This is a genomic window from Pusillimonas sp. NJUB218 (assembly GCF_003788685.1).
Taxonomy (GTDB): domain Bacteria; phylum Pseudomonadota; class Gammaproteobacteria; order Burkholderiales; family Burkholderiaceae_B; genus Neopusillimonas.
This window is the reverse complement of sequence record NZ_NQMK01000005.1, coordinates 1-20,055: the sequence shown is the minus strand read 5'-3', so window position 1 is coordinate 20,055 and position 20,055 is coordinate 1. Positions and strand designations below refer to the sequence as shown.

21 protein-coding genes and 1 pseudogene are annotated in these 20,055 nt (G+C 55.8%); 11 read left to right on the top strand and 11 right to left on the bottom strand.

The annotated features are described in order from the left end of the window. The first annotated feature begins 159 nt into the window (after window positions 1-159). On the top strand, window positions 160-1,455 hold the full coding sequence (locus tag CHR62_RS07760; protein ID WP_093970246.1) for an NCS2 family permease: 1,296 nt from the start codon (window positions 160-162) through the stop codon (window positions 1,453-1,455). 101 nt (window positions 1,456-1,556) lie between these two features. Continuing rightward, window positions 1,557-1,934 carry a thioredoxin gene (trxA, locus tag CHR62_RS07755; protein WP_093970247.1) on the top strand — a complete coding sequence of 126 codons (378 nt, stop codon included), beginning with the start codon at window positions 1,557-1,559 and terminating at the stop codon, window positions 1,932-1,934. 132 nt (window positions 1,935-2,066) lie between these two features. Here the strand turns inward: trxA and CHR62_RS07750 are convergent, their stop codons facing one another. The 5 genes from CHR62_RS07750 to CHR62_RS07730 form a co-directional block, all read right to left on the bottom strand. Then, window positions 2,067-2,663 carry a YigZ family protein gene (locus CHR62_RS07750; RefSeq protein WP_123660537.1) on the bottom strand — a complete coding sequence of 199 codons (597 nt, stop codon included), beginning with the start codon at window positions 2,661-2,663 and terminating at the stop codon, window positions 2,067-2,069. 9 nt (window positions 2,664-2,672) lie between these two features. After that, entirely contained in the window at window positions 2,673-4,274 is a 1,602-nt protein-coding gene (locus CHR62_RS07745; RefSeq protein WP_093970249.1) for an ABC-F family ATPase, read from the bottom strand. A 98-nt stretch (window positions 4,275-4,372) separates the two neighbouring features. Continuing rightward, window positions 4,373-5,335 (bottom strand): LD-carboxypeptidase, encoded by a 963-nt coding sequence (locus CHR62_RS07740; RefSeq protein WP_123660536.1) that lies wholly within the window; start codon window positions 5,333-5,335, stop codon window positions 4,373-4,375. 90 nt (window positions 5,336-5,425) lie between these two features. Continuing rightward, window positions 5,426-5,995 carry a tRNA adenosine(34) deaminase TadA gene (gene tadA, locus CHR62_RS07735; protein WP_093970530.1) on the bottom strand — a complete coding sequence of 190 codons (570 nt, stop codon included), beginning with the start codon at window positions 5,993-5,995 and terminating at the stop codon, window positions 5,426-5,428. A gap of 46 nt (window positions 5,996-6,041) precedes the next feature. Further along, the gene (locus tag CHR62_RS07730; protein WP_093970531.1) at window positions 6,042-6,890 is read right to left on the bottom strand and encodes an HAD family hydrolase; all 849 of its coding nucleotides are present in this window, start codon (window positions 6,888-6,890) and stop codon (window positions 6,042-6,044) included. A gap of 119 nt (window positions 6,891-7,009) precedes the next feature. Between CHR62_RS07730 and CHR62_RS07725 the strand changes: the two genes are divergently transcribed. Beyond that, on the top strand, window positions 7,010-7,840 hold the full coding sequence (locus CHR62_RS07725) for a universal stress protein (protein ID WP_093970251.1): 831 nt from the start codon (window positions 7,010-7,012) through the stop codon (window positions 7,838-7,840). Here CHR62_RS07725 and CHR62_RS07720 read toward each other — a convergent pair. Next, entirely contained in the window at window positions 7,837-9,348 is a 1,512-nt protein-coding gene (locus CHR62_RS07720; RefSeq protein WP_123660535.1) for an NAD(P)H-hydrate dehydratase, read from the bottom strand. The two genes, CHR62_RS07725 and CHR62_RS07720, sit on opposite strands and share 4 nt — an antisense overlap. A 77-nt stretch (window positions 9,349-9,425) precedes the next feature. Between CHR62_RS07720 and CHR62_RS07715 the strand changes: the two genes are divergently transcribed. Together CHR62_RS07715 and CHR62_RS07710 are read left to right on the top strand one after the other, a co-directional pair. Further along, window positions 9,426-10,376, top strand: a complete 951-nt coding sequence (locus tag CHR62_RS07715; protein WP_370318050.1) for an ABC transporter ATP-binding protein — start codon at window positions 9,426-9,428, stop codon at window positions 10,374-10,376. Further along, window positions 10,373-11,134, top strand: coding sequence for an ABC transporter permease (locus tag CHR62_RS07710; protein WP_093970254.1), 762 nt, complete (start codon window positions 10,373-10,375; stop codon window positions 11,132-11,134). The genes CHR62_RS07715 and CHR62_RS07710 overlap by 4 nt, the downstream gene beginning before the upstream one ends. Window positions 11,135-11,199: 65 nt before the next feature. Here the strand turns inward: CHR62_RS07710 and CHR62_RS07705 are convergent, their stop codons facing one another. From CHR62_RS07705 to CHR62_RS07695, 3 genes are read right to left on the bottom strand one after another with little or no spacing between them, the layout of a single operon-like run. After that, window positions 11,200-11,682 (bottom strand): YajQ family cyclic di-GMP-binding protein, encoded by a 483-nt coding sequence (locus CHR62_RS07705; RefSeq protein ID WP_093970255.1) that lies wholly within the window; start codon window positions 11,680-11,682, stop codon window positions 11,200-11,202. A gap of 17 nt (window positions 11,683-11,699) precedes the next feature. Next, the gene (locus tag CHR62_RS07700) at window positions 11,700-12,425 is read right to left on the bottom strand and encodes an LrgB family protein (RefSeq protein ID WP_093970256.1); all 726 of its coding nucleotides are present in this window, start codon (window positions 12,423-12,425) and stop codon (window positions 11,700-11,702) included. Next, window positions 12,422-12,775, bottom strand: a complete 354-nt coding sequence (locus CHR62_RS07695) for a CidA/LrgA family protein (protein WP_093970532.1) — start codon at window positions 12,773-12,775, stop codon at window positions 12,422-12,424. The genes CHR62_RS07700 and CHR62_RS07695 overlap by 4 nt, the downstream gene beginning before the upstream one ends. A 159-nt stretch (window positions 12,776-12,934) precedes the next feature. Between CHR62_RS07695 and CHR62_RS07690 the strand changes: the two genes are divergently transcribed. After that, on the top strand, window positions 12,935-14,134 hold the full coding sequence (locus CHR62_RS07690) for an MFS transporter (protein ID WP_123660534.1): 1,200 nt from the start codon (window positions 12,935-12,937) through the stop codon (window positions 14,132-14,134). Between the two features lie 16 nt (window positions 14,135-14,150). On the opposite strand, the gene CHR62_RS07685 is transcribed toward CHR62_RS07690, so the two are convergent. Then, window positions 14,151-15,536, bottom strand: a complete 1,386-nt coding sequence (locus CHR62_RS07685) for a GGDEF domain-containing protein (RefSeq protein WP_093970534.1) — start codon at window positions 15,534-15,536, stop codon at window positions 14,151-14,153. 210 nt (window positions 15,537-15,746) lie between these two features. Here CHR62_RS07685 and pyp point away from each other — a divergent pair, with 210 nt between their 5' ends. Continuing rightward, window positions 15,747-16,133, top strand: a complete 387-nt coding sequence (gene pyp, locus CHR62_RS07680) for a photoactive yellow protein (RefSeq protein WP_123660533.1) — start codon at window positions 15,747-15,749, stop codon at window positions 16,131-16,133. Between the two features lie 9 nt (window positions 16,134-16,142). Next, the gene (locus CHR62_RS07675) at window positions 16,143-17,369 is read left to right on the top strand and encodes an AMP-binding protein (protein ID WP_123660532.1); all 1,227 of its coding nucleotides are present in this window, start codon (window positions 16,143-16,145) and stop codon (window positions 17,367-17,369) included. Here the strand turns inward: CHR62_RS07675 and CHR62_RS07670 are convergent. After that, window positions 17,362-18,039 (bottom strand): MarR family winged helix-turn-helix transcriptional regulator, encoded by a 678-nt coding sequence (locus CHR62_RS07670; protein ID WP_123660531.1) that lies wholly within the window; start codon window positions 18,037-18,039, stop codon window positions 17,362-17,364. The two genes, CHR62_RS07675 and CHR62_RS07670, sit on opposite strands and share 8 nt — an antisense overlap. Here CHR62_RS07670 and CHR62_RS07665 point away from each other — a divergent pair. From CHR62_RS07665 to glmM, 3 genes and pseudogenes are all read left to right on the top strand, one after another. After that, on the top strand, window positions 18,039-18,332 hold the full coding sequence (locus CHR62_RS07665; protein ID WP_123660530.1) for a DUF3861 domain-containing protein: 294 nt from the start codon (window positions 18,039-18,041) through the stop codon (window positions 18,330-18,332). The two genes, CHR62_RS07670 and CHR62_RS07665, sit on opposite strands and share 1 nt — an antisense overlap. Window positions 18,333-18,770: 438 nt before the next feature. Further along, window positions 18,771-19,586, top strand: a complete 816-nt coding sequence (sul2, locus tag CHR62_RS07655) for a sulfonamide-resistant dihydropteroate synthase Sul2 (RefSeq protein WP_001043260.1) — start codon at window positions 18,771-18,773, stop codon at window positions 19,584-19,586. A gap of 86 nt (window positions 19,587-19,672) precedes the next feature. Further along, window positions 19,673-19,915 (top strand): annotated as a pseudogene (gene glmM / locus CHR62_RS07650) (phosphoglucosamine mutase); the annotation flags it as partial. Window positions 19,916-20,055: the final 140 nt, after the last annotated feature.

Sequence of the window (20,055 nt, the reverse complement as noted above, 5' to 3'; positions counted from 1 at the left end):
TGGGCACAGTGTCGGACAAAATCGTTGGAAACCTAATAAATATGCGGGTAATTACGGTCTGAAATTAATACTGCACAGGGAAAATACGGCTTAGAATTGCACCGTCGTATTACCTAATATTCAAACTTGAAATAATTCATTGCCTAGGGAGGGCGCTGTATGCTTGAAAACCTGTTTAAGCTGCGAGAACACGGTACCAACGTACGCACCGAGATTTTAGCGGGTGTGACGACGTTTCTTACGATGGCCTACATTATCTTTGTGAACCCGGCCATTCTTTCGACCACCGGCATGGATAGCGGCGCCATTTTTGTCGCCACCTGCCTGGCTGCAGCCATCGGTACCCTGATTATGGCATTTGTTGCCAACTGGCCTGTCGGCATGGCGCCGGGCATGGGGCTTAACGCCTTCTTCGCCTTTACCGTCGTTGGTGCCATGGGCTATTCCTGGCAGCAAGCACTGGGTGCAGTGTTCATCTCCGGGATCATCTTCCTGATTCTTACCGTCACCGGCGTACGTACCTGGATTGTCGAAGGCATCCCCAAGTCGCTGCGCTCGGCTATTGTGGCCGGTATTGGCCTTTTCCTGGCCATCATCGCCCTGAAGAGCTCTGGCGTTGTTGTCGGTAACGAAGCCACGCTGGTTGCACTGGGCGATTTGACAGCCCCGTCTACCCTTTACGCCATCCTGGGCTTGTTCATCATTGCCGCCCTCGACGCCCTCAAGGTACGTGGCGCCATCCTGATCGGCATCCTGGCCATCACCATCCTGTCGATCCTCATGGGTCATCAACAGTTTGGCGGTGTGTTCTCTACCCCGCCAAGCCTGGCGCCCACCTTCATGCAACTCGACGTCATGGGTGCATTAAGCTTTGGCTTTGTTCACGTTATTCTGGTTCTGGTTTTGGTCGAAGTCTTCGACGCCACCGGCACCATGATCGGCGTTGCCAAGCGTGCCAACCTGATGCCTGAAGGCAAGCCAAACCGCCTGGGTCGCGCCCTGTTTGCCGACAGTACCGCTATTGTTGCCGGCTCTATACTTGGCACCAGCAGCACCACTGCCTACATCGAAAGCACCTCGGGTGTACAGGCCGGCGGCCGCACGGGTCTTACCGCCCTGACAGTTGCCGTGCTGTTCGTATTGGCGCTGTTCCTGGCGCCTTTGGCTGGCTCGGTACCTGCCTATGCTACTGCACCTGCCCTGCTGTACGTTGCTGGCCTGATGCTGCGCGAAGTGGCTGAAATCGACTGGCATGACGCTACCGAAGCCACACCGGCTGCCCTCACTGCCGTCGCCATGCCGTTCACCTACTCTATTGCCAACGGTCTGGCCTTCGGCTTCATCAGCTACGTTGTGCTTAAGATCATCACCGGCCGCATCAAACAAATCCACCCTGCTACCTTCATTGTGGGTGTGTTGTTCGTTATCAAATACACCTATTTCGGCGGACACTAAAGCGGCAACGTGCAATAAAAAACATAAACCAGTAAACTGGTAATCACTAGTAAAAACTAACAAGCGGCTTCACCAGCCGCTTTTTTATTTCGGGAGCCCGCATGAGTACGATCGAACTGACCAAAGACACCTTTCAGGCTGCCGTCCTCGACGACAAACCGCTTATCGTTGACTTCTGGGCCCCCTGGTGCGGCCCTTGCCGCAGCTTTTCACCGGTATTCGAAAAGGTCGCTTCGCAACACGACGACATCACCTTTGCCAAAGTCAACACCGAAGACCAAGAAGAACTGGCGGGCGCACTGGGCATCCGTTCCATCCCGACACTCATGGTGTTCCGCGAACAGGTTTTGCTGTTCAATCAGCCCGGCGCCCTGTCGGCCAGCCAGCTCGAAGAGCTGGTGACTCAGGTCAAGAGTATTGATATGGCGCAGGTTCATGCCGATATCGCTGCCCAGCAGCAGCAACAGCAAGGCGAATAAAAGCCTGCTGGGGCGGCCAACAACAAAAATGCCCCTGGCAGACCATCGCAATAAAAAACGCGCCCGCTCAACGGGCGCGTTTTTTATAAGCAAAAGGTTTAGGACTGAGGTAGCCTGCCCGGTACAGACGAGTCAATTAGCACCGGTCGCAACATCAACGCGGCCCTGTCCACGCGTCAGGTTAGCAAACTCTGTAGTGAACGCAGCTAAGTGCTTAACGGGGATTTCCAGTTGCCAGCATACGCCTTGCGCGTTAAATGTTTCGGCAACAACTACGGCACCGTAGCCTGCCAACCTTGATTGCACCAAGGCCATATCCGAGAACCGCACTTCGCAATCGACGCGTGACTTTTCTACCCGCTGTATTTTTTCGGCCTGACGCAAACATTGGGCCGCCGCGCCGCCGTAGGCGCGAACCAACCCTCCGGTGCCCAGCTTGATGCCGCCGAACCAGCGTACAACCAGCACCGCTACTTCGTCGAGCTGCTGCCCCTCTATTGCCTGAAGGATGGGCTTACCCGCTGTGCCTGTCGGCTCGCCATCGTCGTTAAACCGGTAAGCCTGGCCCACTTTCCAGGCCCAGCAGTTATGGGTTGCCGCCGGGTCGCTGTGCGCGGCAATGAAGGCGGCTGCATCTTGTGCACTTTGCACCGGCGCAGCCCAAACCGCGAAACGACTTTTGCGTACTTCTTCTTGAAACGAAACCGTGGCAACTAGTGTGTACGTCACGGCAAAGCGTTAGCCCTCGATACCCCGAGACGCGAGATAGTCGTCGTAACCGCCCGCGTAGTCAACGACCTGACCATCGTGCTGGATTTCGAGAATGCGTGTGGCCAAGCCCGACACGAACTCGCGGTCGTGCGAGACAAAGAACAGCGTACCTTCGTATTTTTCAAGGGCATACTGCAATGACTCGATCGATTCCATATCGAGGTGGTTGGTGGGCTCGTCGAGCAACATAACGTTATGACGACTCAGCATCAGGCGACCAAAACTCATTCGGTTCTTTTCGCCGCCCGACAATACCTTGACCGACTTAACGATGTCGTCGGCAGAAAACAGCAGACGCCCCAAGACTGAACGCATTGCCTGGTCGTCGTCGCCCGGCTGACGGAAATTGGCCATCCAATCGAAAAGATTATCGTCGGACTGGAACTGATCGGAAACGTCTTGGGCCATATAGCCCAAGTCGGCGTTTTCGGACCACTTGATACTGCCCGCATCGGGGGCCAAATCGCCCGCCAGCATGCGCAGCAACGTGGTTTTACCGACACCGTTGGCCCCGATAATTGCGATTTTTTCGCCAGCCTCGACCATGGCCGAATAAGGCCGGATCACAGGGTGGTCGTAGGATTTGGAAATGCCTTCGATAGTCACGGCAAGACGATGCATGACTTTCTTTTGCTCGAAGCGGATGTACGGGTTCTGACGCGAAGACGGCTTGACCTCGATGGTGTCGGCTTTGATGCGATCGATTTGCTTTAAGCGCGACGTCGCCTGACGCGATTTGGACTTGTTGGCAGCAAAACGACGCACGAAGTCTTGCAGCTCGGCGACACGCTCTTTGGCTTTAGCGTTGACGGCACTGACGCGTTCACGGGCCTGGGCTGCAGCCAACATGTAGTCGTCGTAGTTGCCTGGGTACACGCGCAGTTCGCGGTAATCCAGGTCGGCCATGTGCGTACATACCTGGTTCAGGAAGTGACGGTCGTGGCTGATGATGATCATCGTGCTTTGGTAGCTGTTCAGCACGTTTTCCAACCAGCGAATGGTATTGATATCGAGGTTGTTGGTGGGTTCGTCGAGCAAAAGCACGTCGGGGTTTGAAAACAACGCCTGCGCCAGCAAAATACGCAGCTTCCAGCCCGGTGCGATTTCGCGCATAGGCAGATTGTGCTGTTCGACCGGGATTTCCAGACCCAACAGCAGCTCGCCTGCGCGGGCCTCGGCGGTGTAACCATCGTATTCGGCAAACTTGGCCTCGAGGTTGGCCGCTTCCATGTAATCGTCTTCAGTGGCCTCGGGGTTAGCATAAATGGCATCGCGGCGCGCCATGACATCCCACATTTCGGCGTGGCCCATCAAGACGACGTCGAGCACCCGGATATCTTCATAGGCGAACTGGTCTTGACGCAATTTACCCAGGCGTACTCCGGGTTCGAGCGATACGTTCCCCGACGAAGACTCGAGGTCTCCGCCAATGATTTTCATGAAGGTCGACTTGCCGGAACCGTTGGCCCCGATCAGACCGTAGCGGTTGCCCTCGCCAAACTTAACGCTGACGTTTTCAAATAAAGGCTTGGGACCAAACTGGATCGTAAGATTAGCGGTAGAAATCACTTAAAACGTATCACCAAAAACAGGGTTGACCGGATGGGGCACACAACGCGTAACCCACCATCACAAAACAAAAATTAAGGTTAACCCGGTAGTTTACCCTAATGCTCGTCGAGCACCAGATAAGCCATGCCTTTTTCGGTGGCGATGCCGACATGTTTACCTACCGGCAACGTGGCCTTGACCCGCACATGACCATAAGGCAAGCCGGTTACCACAGGCACTTTAACGGTTGAGCGCAACCACTTGATCACACTGGCCATATCGAAACCATTATCGTTTTTAGCCAGCTTGTAATCGGTGAAGTGGCCCAGCACGATAGCTTTTTGACGGCCCAGAATACCCGCCTGCCATAGCTGGCTCAGCATGCGTTCGACCCGGTACGGGTGCTCGGCCACGTCTTCAAGAAACAAAATTCCACCGTCGATGTCCGGCATGTACGGCGTGCCAACCAAGGCCGCCACCATAGCCAGATTACCGCCCCACAATACGCCGCGCGCATCGACCTTGTCGGCATCAGGCGATTCAAAACTTAAAATTTCAAGCTGGCCGCTTAGGGCTTCGTTAAATAGCGCAGCGGTCAGATCGTCGAGCTTTTTGGCGCCAAAGTCGCCTACGGCCATCGGCCCCGAAAAACTTTGCGCGCCGGTTTTAGCCAATAACGCCAGGTTGAACAGCGTGAAATCGCTCAGCCCCACAAACTGCTTGCCGCTTTGCGCCACTGCCGCCCAGTCGATAAATGGCAACAGGCGGCTCAGCCCGTACCCGCCACGCGTCGCCATAACAACGGGATGCTTCTGTTTGAGCGCCCGCTGTATACCCGCCAGACGCTGCTTGTCGGTACCCGCAAAACGTTCGTGTACGGCCAGCGCGGTGCGATCGACGGTGGTTTTAAAGCCCAACGCCTGCAGGCGCTGACAAGCCAGGTCGACGGCCGCGGGGTCGGAAACTGCACCCGAAGGTGAGATCAGGTAAATACCGTCGGGTGCGGGCTGGCAGTGGTCATGATGAGAGTCGTGATCATGGTGATGATCGTGGTGCGCGGCAGAGGCTTGAACTGGCATGGATGGAGGCAAACCGAAAAAGGGCTGAAGTGACACTGCTTTGGCAGAACCAAAAGGGTAACGCAACACCAACGCAGCAAGAAAAACAGTTTATGACGAATCCTCACCCCGCAGTGGCGGGAAGGTGCCCGACTGTGGCGACGAAGCATCCGTCTGCGGCAGCGAGGCATCTGGCAAAGTCGGTATGAGATTGGCCAGTGGTGGCTTGCCCTTTTGCGCACGAATAGCGGCACGCCGCGCGCGGAAAAAGTCGGACAGCAACGTGCCGCAGGCGTCGGCCAACAAACCGCCGGCCACCTGGGTATGATGATTGATCTGATCGATAGCGGCAATATCCAGCACGCTGCCGCACGCGCCCGTTTTGGGGTCGGCTGCCCCGAAGACAACCTGGGAGACGCGCGCATGCACCATGGCGCCCATGCACATTGTGCAGGGCTCGAGCGTGACGTAAACACGGGCCCCGGGCAACCGGTAGTTGCCCAAACGCGCGGCAGCATCGCGCAATGCGACGATTTCGGCATGAGCGGTGGGATCGTGATCGGTGATGGTACGGTTGTAGCCCGTGCCAATAATGCTGCCTTCAGCATCAACAACCACAGCACCCACTGGCACCTCGCCGATTTGCGCAGCAAGCGCAGCCTGGTCCATCGCCTGCTGCATCGCCCAGTGATCAGCCGGGGTAAAGAGGTCGGCAGGCATAGGTACGTCAGCCGACATACATTCGCGAATTCAATGTAATGCGCCCGGCCAGACTTTCTACGGCCTCTTCAAGCCATTGATAAAGCTCGGCATCTTCGTCGTAACGTGCCTGATTCAGATTCGACACTCGCCCCTCTTGGATAAAGCCCCAAGCCCGACTGCGCTTTTCGCGGTGTTTTCTGTCCCAGACGCCAAACGCTACGCCGCCCGACTTACGTACTAATGAGAAACACGGAATGTCGGTATAGCCGTCGCCAATAAAAATCATTTGCTGAAAGGGAATGCGCAGTTTGTCTTGATCGACTTTGCGATTGACCTCGAAAGGTTTGTTGCGCGACGCTGTGCCGACGATACCCTTTTGGATATGAAACAGATAACGCGTTTTATCGGTAAAACTGACAATGCGGCGCGGAAAATGAATTCCGCCATCGGGACCATAAATAAATTCAGAGGCCCAGATATCGGTGAACTCGTGGGCAATAGGCGTATGGCGAACGACATCGCCAATACCGCTGGAAATAAGATAAAACTCGAGCTGCACTTGCGGGTGCGCTTGCCGAACATGACGGCGCAAGCGATCGAACAGCGTAGTGACACCGTCGTGCAGCGGCAACCGCTGGCCCCATGCCTTAAGCCGCTCTTGAGTGATCAAGCCATGTTTTTGGGACTTTGACAGCTCGATCATTTCGTGAAGATACGCAGGTACCGGGTCCCAGTCATGGTGGTCGAGCAATGGGCCCACCCGGTCAGACCAGAACTGGCCGGCATCGACGCCTATTTCAGTTAGAAACCCGCTGGTACTATCGGGGGCAAGGGTATCGTCAAAATCAAAAACCAGGGCAATGACATCGGACATAGTATTTTTAGCGCTGCGAACTTTGCGTTTAATCAAGCTTATGGCCGATTTTCGTATTTAGAATCGAAACTGACGAAAACCGGAGTCCAACCCACTTTATAACCCGTCAGGAGACGCGCATGCTGGGACGTATCGCTATTGATCTTACCAAAGACAACAACCAAGTTCGCCGCCTCGAAACTACGCTGCGGCTAGCAAAAACGCACAACGCTGAAGTCGTCGGCGTCTACCCCAGCCCGGAGCCCTCCGATTATTTGCGCGACGGCAGCCTCATTCCTCGCGAAGTTAGCCAGATGATGACCGCCCATTTGGCGCAAGAACGCGACGAAATGAAATCGTTGTTCGAGGAGCAAGCCGCCGCAGCCGGTGTCAAGGCCACCTGGCGCAACCCCAAAGGCCTGTCGGAAGAAGTGCTGGCCTTGCATGCGCGATACTGCGACCTGGTCGTCATGAGCCAGACCGTCAAGCAAACTTCTAGTTTTCGCCCCAGTATCGCCGAAGCCGTAATTACGTCGGCGGGCCGGCCGGTGCTAATGGTGCCTTATATTGGCGAACAACGCCCAGTGGGTTCCCGAATTTTGGTGTGTTGGGATCACGGCCGTCGCGCCGCCCGTGCGTTTGCCGACGCCGCGCCCATTTTGGCCAACGCCAAAGAAATCGTCATCGTCAGCATCGACGAGCGATCGAACCGCCTGGTATCGCAGGATGTTCACGAAGAAGATATCGAAACCTATTGCGTTTCAAAAGGCTATGTCAAGCCTCGACGCGTACGCCTGGACAGCGCCAGCGCGGGCATTGGCAACACAATATTAAACGCCGCCAGCGACCATGGTTCTGACCTGATCGTTATGGGGGCATATAACCGTAGCCGCGCCAGCGAATGGATGCTCGGGGGAACCTCAAAAACCTTACTCGACTCGATGACGGTACCCATTCTTTTTTCGCACTAATAAGCCAGGCCCCCCGCATGCCGGCCCTCTGGGCCGGCATCGCCGTACAGCTCACGTAATACTGCCGGCACGTACCCCGGCAAATCATCAGATACCAACCCAGGGCCAAAACGGGTAGCTGCACGGGCATGAACCCATGTGGCTGCACATGCAGCCCAAAACGGGGGCATACCCTGCGCCATCAAGCCGGCAATTAAACCTGTCAAAACATCCCCCGTACCCCCTGTGGCTAAAAACGCCGGTGCATTGGTATTGACGACGGCCTGACCGTCGGGCGCAGCAATGACGGTATCGGCGCCCTTCAGCAACACCACTGCCCCTGAACGCTGCGCAGCCTCACGCGCCCGCGTCAGCTTGTCGGTGTCGGCGTCCCCAAACAAGCGCACAAACTCGCCCTCATGCGGGGTCAACACGCACTCGTGGTGCAAAGCCGACAACAATGACTGGGGCTGCGCCGAAAATGAGGTAATGGCGTCGGCATCGAGCACCAGGCGCCGACCGGTTGCCAAAGCACCCAGCACCTGTTCGCGAGTTTGTCCGCCGACGCCGGCCCCGGGGCCGATCACCAGCACGTTTTTGCGGCTGTCACTGAAAATATCGCGCAGGCTGCCCATATCGGTAAACGGCGTGACCATAATGCCTTCGAGAGCAGCGGCATATACCGGCCATGCAAACACCGGTGCAGCAACCGTCACCAACCCTGCGCCAATACGCGCCGCAGCGCGGGCCGACAAACGGGCAGCACCTGTCATGGTCTGCCCACCCACCACCAGCACATGCCCGCGGTGATACTTATGCCCTTCAAGCGACGGCCAGGGAAAATGGCGCTGCCAAAGCGCGGGGCTATTTTCAAAAGTAGCCGGCGCGATAGTGTCGAGCACGTCAGGGGCAATACCAATGTCTGCCAGTTCAATTTCTCCGCACAACCCGCGACCCGGAAACAGCACATGGGCAGGCTTTTTTCGAAAAAATGTGACGGTCAGGTCGGCGCGCGCCGCCACCCCTTGCACCCGACCCGTGCGACCATCAAGCCCGCTGGGCAAGTCGACCGCGCATACGGCCAGGCCGCGATGCCGAACCGCTTCAATGAACTCGGCCGCGTCGCCGGTAACCGGCCGGCCAAGGCCTGCCCCAAACAAGGCATCAACCAATAACTCGGCCTCGTCGAGCAAGCCGACGGATAACGTTTGAACAACGCCTTCCCACAAGGCCGCATGGTGTGCGGCATCGCGGCCCGACGGCCGAGTGCCGTTGAGCGCCCCAACCTGCACCGGCCAGCCATGCGCCGCCAGATGCCGTGCCACCACATAACCGTCGCCGCCATTATTACCGGGGCCACAGGCCACCAATACAGAGCGGCGCGGCCAGCGACGCATAATGGCCTGCGCGACGGCACGCCCGGCGGCTTCCATCAGGTCAATGCCCGATACTCCTCGTGCCACGGTCGCCGCATCGGCCTGGGCCATTTCAGCGGGTGTCAATAACGCCGTTGGTTCGTGTGTGCTCATGGTAGTCTTTATACTGATACGACCTGCCGGCCAATGCATTTAATCTTAGGGCAAATCGGGCCGGCTGCGTATCGGCGATTCATCAGAACGAGGGCTGTGTGGCATCACCTATTATCTCTATCCGCAACGTATCCAAGACCTACGCTTCCGGGTTTCAGGCGCTGGATAACATCAACCTGGATATTCATCGCGGCGAGATCTTTGCCCTGCTAGGCCCGAACGGCGCCGGCAAAACAACGCTTATTAATAGTATTTGCGGCCTGGTCAATTTAACCGCCGGGCAGGTGACCATTGACGGCTTCGACAACGTAAAACAATACCGGGAAGCCCGCCGCTGCATCGGCCTGGTACCGCAAGAACTTACCGCCGAAGCCTTCGAAAAAGTATGGAATACCGTCAGCTATAGTCGTGGGCTGTTCGGCAAGCGCCCCAACCCTGCGCTTATCGAAAAAATCCTCAAGTCGCTGTCGCTCTGGGACAAACGCAACAACCGCATGCTGACCTTGTCTGGTGGCATGAAAAGGCGCGTTCTGATTGCCAAGGCACTGTCACACGAACCGCCGGTATTGTTTCTTGACGAACCTACGGCCGGGGTCGACGTTGAACTGCGCAAAGGCATGTGGGACGTCATTCGCGGGCTCAAGCAAGAAGGCGTCACCATTATTTTGACTACGCATTACATTGAAGAAGCCGAAGAAATGGCTGATCGCGTCGGGGTGATACGCCAGGGGCGGCTGATTTTGGTCGAAGACAAACACACCCTGATGCGTTCGTTTGGTAAAAAGCAACTTACCCTTGAACTAAAGCAAGCGCTAACCCGCTTGCCCGATACCTTGCAAGACCCGCACATTGCGCTGTCAGCCGACGGCCGACAACTGGTGTACACCTACGACACCAAAGACGACACCGCCGACATTGCCGCCCTGATCGACCGCCTTTATCGGGCCGGTATCGTATATACCGACCTGCACACGCGCCAAAGCTCGCTTGAGGATATTTTCGTCGACCTGATCAAGGAGACGAAATGAACGTACAAGCCATCAAGGCCATTTACATGTTTGAAATGTATCGCCTGCGCCGCAACCTGTCGCAAAGCGTGCTGGCCCCTATTTTGTCGACGTCGCTTTACTTTGTGGTGTTTGGGTCGGCCATTGGCAGTCGTATGGCGGATATCGACGGGGTCAGTTACGGCGCCTTTATTGTGCCGGGCCTGATCATGCTGTCAGTCCTGACGCAAAGTATTTCCAATGCGTCTTTCAGCATCTATTTTCCGCGCTTTACAGGCACCATCTACGAGCTGCTATCGGCACCGGTTTCGTATATAGAAATTTTGATGGGCTATGTAGGAGCCGCGGCGAGCAAATCGCTGGTACTGGCCCTCATCATCATGGCGACCGCAACATTTTTTGTGCCCTTGCGCATCGAACACCCGGTCTGGATGGTGGTGTTTTTAGTGCTGACTGCCCTTACGTTCAGCTTGTTCGGATTCATTATTGGCGTGTGGGCCGACAGCTTCGAAAACCTGCAGATAGTGCCGCTGCTGATTGTGACGCCGCTCACATTTTTAGGCGGCAGCTTCTACGCCATTAGTATGCTGCCGCCGTTTTGGCAGGCCGTTAGCCTGCTTAACCCGGTGGTTTACCTGATCAGCGGATTTCGCTGGAGCTTCTACGGCGCGGCCGACATCAGCCTGCCGGTTAGCCTGGGCGTAACACTGGGCATTTTGGCTGCTTGCTTGGGCATTGTGGCCTGGATATTCAAGACCGGTTACAGGCTGCGCAATTAGCCCATTGAAAACGCCGCCCTGATGGGCGGCGTTAACGTTGACGGATAGCCGCAAAAACCCGCGGCCTAATCGCGGAAGTTATTAAACTGCAACGGTAGGTCGACTTCTTGCTGACGCAGCAAGGCAATGGCCGACTGCAGGTCATCGCGCTTTTTCCCGGTGACACGCAATTTGTCACCATTGATCTGGGTTTCGACCTTGAGCTTGGCCGCTTTAATCGCCGCAATCAGCTTTTTGGACACCGATTGTTCGATACCCTGGCGTACCGTCACTTTTTGTCGTGCGCCAGATACGTTCTCGGCAATTTCACCCTCTTCAAGGCAACGCACATCAATGCCGCGTGCCGACAAGCGACCGCGCAAAATATCAAGCATCTGACGAAGCTGAAACGGGCTGGGCGCCACTTGCGTGACCACATACCCCTCAAGCTCGAAGGTGGCATTACTGCCCTTAAAGTCAAAACGGCTGACCAGTTCCCGATTGGCCTGGTCGACCGCGTTGCTTAACTCGTGTTTATCGACTTCGGAGACGACGTCAAAAGAAGGCATGACAATTTCCTTGAAAATTAAAACAAACCAAAAAGCTTGAGCACCAGCGGCACCGCCAGCGCAGTAGCGATCCCGTTAAGACACAACCCCAGCGCAGAGAATGCACCGTTGGTTTCGCCTACCTGTATCGCTTTGGCCGTACCGATGGCGTGGGCCGACAGCCCCTTGGTAAAGCCGTGAATGACCGGATCGCTGATGTGTAATACGCGCAAAATAGGGCCGGTAATAATAGCGCCTGCTATTCCGGTAATGGCTACTGCCACCGTTGTAAACGATGGCAACCCGCCGGTTAGCTGGGCCACTTCCATGGCTATGGGCATGGTGGCCGACTTGGGCGCCAATGACAATAGGGTTTCGGTAGAGGCCCCAAACAGCCAAGCAATACCCAGCGCCGAAAAAATGGCGGTAAAACAGCCAACCACTAGGGCCACGGCCAAAGGCTTCCAGATACTTTTAAGACGAGTCAGCTGGCTGTACAGCGGCACAGCCAGCGCGACGGTTGCGGGGCCGATCAGAAAGCTCATGAAGCGGGTGCCCTCTTCGTAAGCCTGAAAAGGCGTGCCAGAGACCACCAAAAGCCCAACGATGGCCACAACCGACGTCAGCACCGGCAATAAAAACGGGTGACTGCCTGAACGCTTGTAGAGCATCAGAGCCAACAAGTAAATGACGGTTGTAACGGTAACCCACACGAGCGGCGATGCCTGCAACCCCGACCATAAAGACATCAAGGCGTCGGTCATGATTGCCCCCGATTCTGGCGCTTGAGCATCCAGGACAGGGTGAGCGCCGTTACCACGATGGTAATAGCCGTACCCAAAATGCAGGCCAGCAGAAACGGCAGCCATTCGGCCGCAATGCGATCGAAGTGCAGCATAATGCCGGCCACGGCCGGAATGAATAGCAGCATCAGGTGCTGCAGCACGTGCTTGGCCGTATCGCGCAGTGCCGCTGGCAAGCGACCACGCCACACCAGGCCGGCAAACAGCAATAGCAACCCCACCAGCGCACCTGGCACTGGCAACTGCGTCAAGCGCACAAACACTTCGCCAACCAACTGCAACACAAGCAATACCGCCACTGCGGTCAACACCGGCATGTGTTTTCCCCTTTATTGATTTGTTGCACCCAGACCAGGATGACCACGCGTGGTCATCGCTTGTTCAAATGTCAGTCAGGTGCACCGTTCTACAATACACAGAACCAATGGGCACAATGCCCAACATCGCTATTTTTTCACCAAGACCTCGTCGTGCCTACCCATAATACAGAATTCAGCCTGCGCAAAATTGCGGTTGCCGCCTTTGGCCCATCGTTGCTGTTTGGTATTGGCGAAGGCGCAATTTATCCGATCATCGCACTGACTGCACGCGAGCTGGGTGCGTCGGTAGCATTGTCCGGGCTTATTGTGGCCCTGATCGGTATCGGCTCATTGCTCAACAATATCCCGGCGGCTTTGTTTATTGCCCGATTCGGCGAGCGCCTTGCCATGGTAGGCGCCTCGTTGCTGAGCCTCATCGGCTTGCTATTGTGCCTGCTGGCGCCACATGCCCTAGTGCTGGCTTTGGGCGTGCTGCTTATCGGCATGTCGAATTCAGTCTTTTTACTGGCACGGCAAACCTATCTGACCGAAGTGGTTCCCATCGGCATGCGGGCACGGGCGCTGTCCACCCTGGGTGGCGTCACGCGTATCGGACTTTTTGTCGGCCCCTTTCTTGGGGCCGGCGTTATGCATTTTACGGGGCTGTCAGGCGGCTACCTGGTGGCGCTGGCCGCTGTGGCCGCAGCCGGTGCTTTGGCTTTCACTATCCCCGATTTCGAACACAAGCCCGCTGCACAGGCCCCTGGCGACAAGCCGGCCGGCCCAAAACCTAATTTACGCAATATTGCCCGCCGTCATGCGCGCACCTACCTGACGCTGGGGCTGGGATGCGTCTGCGTCATGGCCATTCGTTCATGTCGACAGGTGGTTATCCCCTTATGGGCCGCACACATCGGCGTAGACGCTACCACTACCGCCGTCGTGTATGGGCTAATGGGGGCCATCGACATGCTGCTGTTCTATCCTGCAGGCAAAGTCATGGACAAAAAAGGACGGCTTTGGGTCGCCCTGCCCTCGATGATCATCATGGGCAGCATGCTGCTCATCATGCCCTTTACCACAAGCCTGTCTGCCTTCATCGTTGTCAGCATGATTCTGGGGTTTGGCAACGGAATTGGGTCGGGGCTTATCATGACGATAGGTGCAGACGCGTCGCCGTCCGAGGGAAGACGCCAATTTTTGGGGCTGTGGCGCCTGCTATCAGATATTGGCGGCAGCACCGGGCCACTAATGCTGTCAGGCATAACCGCTTTAGTTTCGCTAGGTGCCGGCGTTGCCATGGTAGGCGGGCTGGGGTTTGCCGCGGCCTGGGTGTTCTGGCGGTGGTTGCCCAGGCCACAGCAGCACTGAGCAACAGGCGCATAGCTCACAATAAGGCGTTACCCTTGCGGTGCGCGGCCGCCAGCAGCGCCGCTTGGCAAACCTTGGCTTTTTTCTCCAGGTACATACTTTTATCGGCGAACTCAATCAATTGCGATTCATCTGTACCGTGCTCGGGGTAACGCGCAAGCCCAATACTGGAAGCAATGTTAAAGCTGTGCCCGTTCAAGACACATGGTTGGCTAAATACGTCACGGATTTTTTTAGCGATTACTTCGGCTTGCTCTGGCAATGGGCTGCGATGCAACAACACAATAAATTCATCGCCACCCACACGAGCGACGGTATCCGATTCGCGCACACACAGCTTCAGACGCCTGGCCACTTCTTTTAGCAAAAGGTCTCCGATGCCGTGGCCCAAGGTGTCGTTGACTTGCTTGAATTTATCTATATCAAGATAAAGCAATGAAAAACACGCTTGCTCTCGTCGGGCTATCGACAATGCAACCTTCAGACGGTCGTATAGCAATGCGCGGTTGGGCAGGCCAGTCAACTGATCGTACTGCGCCATTTGCTTGAGGCGCATCTGCATTTGCTGACGCTCAATGGCAGCAGCGATTTGCGTCGAGACAAACTGCAACAAAGCCTGATCTTCGTGGCTGTAGCACAACCCGCCGGGATGCCTGTTAAGCACAATGACACCGATAACTTCGTTTTGCGACTTAAGCGGCACGCCTAACCACGCCACGGGTTGCACACTTGAAGAAACATCAAGTTCGGCAAGATATGGCCGCATTGTGTCGGGCGCCAGCAATATGGGTAGGCCCGTACGGACAATTTGACGACAGAGTGGGCCGGAAATTTCCTTGAGCAGTGCCAACCTACGGCAGCCGGCATTTTCCGGATACGGAAAACCAAGCTCGCCTGTTTCGGAGTCGATCAACGCAACCGAGAAATCATCAACCGGTAACAGCGTGCCCACAATCTGATGAAGATGCTGAAATAACGTCAACACATCATCGGCGCGGTGAGCGGCTTCGGAAATGGCGTAAAGAGCCGCCTGTAAAGATTCGGCCCGCTTTCGTTCAGTAATGTCGCGCGCAACGCCAATACGTAACTGGTCGGCCGACGACCACCGCGCCGACCACATGATGTACACAACCTGCCCGTCTTTACGGACATAGCGATTCTCGAAGTGAAGCTGCGGGCAACCAGACATGACCTCTTGCACCGATGTGCGAGTGCGTTCGCGGTCTTCGGGCAGCATCAGGTCGAACATGTTTTTGCCAATCATTTCTTTTGGCGTGTAACCGAAAATACGTTCGCACGACGCGCTTGCGAAGACGATGGAGGCATCCAGGTTAACCGCAAAGACAGCGTCCATCAGAAGATCAACGAAGCTGGCCATCGGCGTGTAGGCGTTCGGTTGCATATGAAAATTATAAAGCGTGACAACCATTTTTCGCGGTATTTTTCTCCCCATCTGGAACTGCACAACACACCCAGGCATTGAACCGAATTTGTCCTAGACAAATAAAATATTTAAGCGTATCGTTTGAGCATAGTTACACGACAGTAATCAAATACATCGCTTTGTGTAAATAGAAGCCAATTTCAGCTCAAAACCCTTAAGGCCAAACGAATGAAAGAACTCGACATTATTGCTTTTGGTAAATCAGACATCGAAAACACCCTCGGGAAAATGTCTTCCGGCGAAATAGATAAATTGGCGTTCGGCGCTATTGAACTAGACAAAGATGGGACAATTCTGAAATACAACTCGGCTGAAGGCGCCATTACAGGGCGTAACCCCGCCGACGTAATCGGAAAGAACTTCTTTCGCGACGTTGCTCCCTGCACGTCTAAAGCCACCTTCAAAGGGGTGTTCGATGCCGGTGTCAAAACAGGCGACCTGAACACTATTTTCGAATACGTTTTTGACTACCAGATGAAGCCGACAAAGGTCAAAGTTCACATGAAACGGGCCATCAGCGGCGACACGTACTGGATTTTTGTTAAACGCATCTAGGCGAAAAAAATGACAGGGCAATCGGCATCACCAACCTGCTGGTGGGAACAACCGGGTGTCCTGCATCGCGTCGTCTGCGATCTGCTCAACGCTGAGTTGACAACGATGCGCAGACGGCCGCTCTTGCACACCCTGCCCTGGCCCAACGAGCTGCACCTTATTCGTGACCTGGGCGCCGACTCGCTAGAATTGCTGTCGCTGGCCACCAGCTTGTCGGAACTGCTGCACATACATCGGTCCGGTATTGAAGACTACTTGCTGGCCAGGCTTGAAATACAAGATTGGGTTTCGGTCGCCTACACCAGCCTAAGGCAACATAGCGCCGACATTACCTTCAGCACATCGGGCAGCAGCGGCACACCCAAGCGGTGTGAACACAGCCTGGCGTCGCTGCAACAAGAAATTAGCGAACTGAGCGTTTTGTTCGACGGGCGTAGACGTGTACTAAGCGCTGTGCCGGCGCACCACATTTACGGGTTTTTATTCACAGTTTTACTGCCACAAGCCTTGAGCATTAAGGCCGAGCAGATTATTGATGTGCGAACCAGCAGCCCAGGCGCATTGTTATCGGCCATGCAGCCGGGCGACCTGGTTATTGGTCACCCCGATTATTGGCAAAACTTAGCGCGCTTGGCACGCGCATTGCCAGATAACGTCGTCGGCGTGACATCGGGCGCTCCATGCCCCAACGCAGTGGCTATTGATATGCGTGCTGCAGGGCTAAATAAGTTGGTACAAATTTTTGGCAGCAGCGAAACTGCGGGTATTGGGTGGCGCGACGATGAAACTGCCCCATACACCTGCTTTGCCTACTGGCAAGCACAAGACGACGGCGCCGCACTTGCCCGGCGTATGCCCGACGGTGCAACGGCCCGATTCACGCTGCAAGACCACCTGACCTGGCAAGATGAAAACCATTTCAGGCCAGCAGGCCGCCGTGACCAGGTCGTACAGGTGGGTGGCATTAATGTTTTCCCGGCGCGAGCGGCTAAGGTCATAGCGCAGCACCCCGCCGTACAAGACGTTGTCGTCAGGCTAATGCGTGCAGACGAAGGCAACCGCCTTAAAGCATTTGTAGTGCCCCGCGCAGGCTACGAGGACGATTTGATGCTGGCCGAAACACTCGCCGAATGGGCCAGCGCTGGGTTAAGTGCAGCCGAACGGCCGGCAACCTATACCTTTGGCGCGGCATTACCCCGGCAAAGCAACGGTAAGCCTGCCGACTGGATTATTTGATCGCTGTGCGGAGCGTTTGAAGTTCGCCAACAAGCGCTGCTAGCCGGCTTGGATCGACCCAACCAAAGAGCTCAGCCGCGATCTGGGCCTCGGCATCGCTGAAAAATGCACTAGCCATAGCACCAGCTGAGGTGATTTGCAGCAGGTGGCTGCGCCGATCGTCTGGGTGTGGCTCACGGCGTAGCAGCCCGGCAGCGACAAGTTCATGCACTACGCGGGCGATCTGTCCCTTATCACGTCCAACTCGTTGCACAAGCCCTTGCTGGGTGATACCCGGCGCCTGCTGACAGACCAACAGTAGACGATAGTGTCTCGGCCCGAGCCCGGCTATCGGGCCTTCAACATTAAGACGCAACTGAATCGCCTGTCTGATGTTGGTGAAGAGACTGGTCAGCTCGTGCAGCAAATCTACCGGCGCTTTCGCAGGCAGGCGAACTTCCGAGCCGGAAGTATTAGAAAAGGTGCTCATACGGATATGGTTGTATATGTCAACTAAAATTGATAGAATGTTGACATTATCAACCAATATCCCGATTTTGTCATGAACCGACCCGTCGCCATGCCGTGGCTTGAGCGGCGTGCCGTAAGAGGCTATCGGCCCAGCAGCACAGCCGGGCTGAGTGCCGAAGGTGCACGTGCAATTTTCAACACATCGATAGGAGCCAACCAATGAAGCAACACCGTTACCGCGTAACCCTGGAGTATCTAGCCGATGCCAATGGCAACCCCCAGCAGTGCGACCCGTTGGTGTTCGAGGTGGGTAACCACGACGAAATTTTCGGCATCGTCGAACGTGTTCGCAGCCGCGAAGTGCTAGATGCGCAAGCTACTGCTGCATTGGTCGTCGGGCAAAAGCTGTTCGGCGAAGTGATGTTGGAGAATCGCAGCAATCCGCTATTTGCCGACTTACGGCCACATTTCCTTGCGTACATCAAGAAACTAAAGGGTTCAGTCAAGCAGTAAGAAGACCGGTCGATCTGGCGCTTCCCCTTGCTGCCCGCCCGTACCATAAAAAAAGCCACTAAGCCCGCAAAGATGCGGGCTTAGTGGCTTTTGATGGCTTCAGGTGCCTGGCTATGCCGCCAGACGATGGATCACTCCCACTCTATTGTAAACAAGACATTTTTATCTTTTATATTCAATGGCTTATTTTCCTGCTAATTGGTAATACCATGAAAAATACCATGCTCAGAAAAGGCTTAACAATATTTTGAAAAATTGCCTACTGAGCGCTGCCGCACAGCTCCATAGGCCGCTTTCCTGGCTTTGCTTCCAGATGTATGCTCTTCTGCTCCTGCAGCTAATGGATCACCGCAAACAGGTTACTCGCCTGGGGATTCCCTTTCGACCCGAGCATCCGTATGAGACTCATGCTCGATTATTATTATTATAGAAGCCCCCATGAATAAATCGCTCATCATTTTCGGCATCGTCAACATAACCTCGGACAGTTTCTCCGATGGAGGCCGGTATCTGGCGCCAGACGCAGCCATTGCGCAGGCGCGTAAGCTGATGGCCGAGGGGGCAGATGTGATCGACCTCGGTCCGGCATCCAGCAATCCCGACGCCGCGCCTGTTTCGTCCGACACAGAAATCGCGCGTATCGCGCCGGTGCTGGACGCGCTCAAGGCAGATGGCATTCCCGTCTCGCTCGACAGTTATCAACCCGCGACGCAAGCCTATGCCTTGTCGCGTGGTGTGGCCTATCTCAATGATATTCGCGGTTTTCCAGACGCTGCGTTCTATCCGCAATTGGCGAAATCATCTGCCAAACTCGTCGTTATGCATTCGGTGCAAGACGGGCAGGCAGATCGGCGCGAGGCACCCGCTGGCGACATCATGGATCACATTGCGGCGTTCTTTGACGCGCGCATCGCGGCGCTGACGGGTGCCGGTATCAAACGCAACCGCCTTGTCCTTGATCCCGGCATGGGGTTTTTTCTGGGGGCTGCTCCCGAAACCTCGCTCTCGGTGCTGGCGCGGTTCGATGAATTGCGGCTGCGCTTCGATTTGCCGGTGCTTCTGTCTGTTTCGCGCAAATCCTTTCTGCGCGCGCTCACAGGCCGTGGTCCGGGGGATGTCGGGGCCGCGACACTCGCTGCAGAGCTTGCCGCCGCCGCAGGTGGAGCTGACTTCATCCGCACACACGAGCCGCGCCCCTTGCGCGACGGGCTGGCGGTATTGGCGGCGCTGAAAGAAACCGCAAGAATTCGTTAACTGCACATTCGGGATATTTCTCTATATTCGCGGTTCAGCAGGCATGTCCCCTTTGAGGGCGACCCGACGACAGGATAATCGACCTTATGGTGCGCAAATATTTCGGCACAGACGGTATTCGTGGCAAAGCCAACGAAGGCGCGATGACGGCGGAAACCGCCTTGCGCGTCGGCATGGCGGCTGGCCGTGTCTTTCGTCGCGGTGACCACCGCCATCGTGTCGTGATCGGCAAGGATACGCGCCTGTCGGGCTATATGCTTGAACCCGCGCTCACAGCCGGTTTCACCTCGATGGGCATGGACGTATTCCTTTTTGGCCCGCTGCCGACAACGTATAGGAAGAATAAACGCCCTTTTCACCCAAGTCCAACAGCTTTGGACCGCAGTTGACTCTTTCGACACCCCTGCGATGCAACCCAATCCGGCTGACGGGGAGCCAGCAACGCTGAAAATTTACCCTCCTCTTTCCC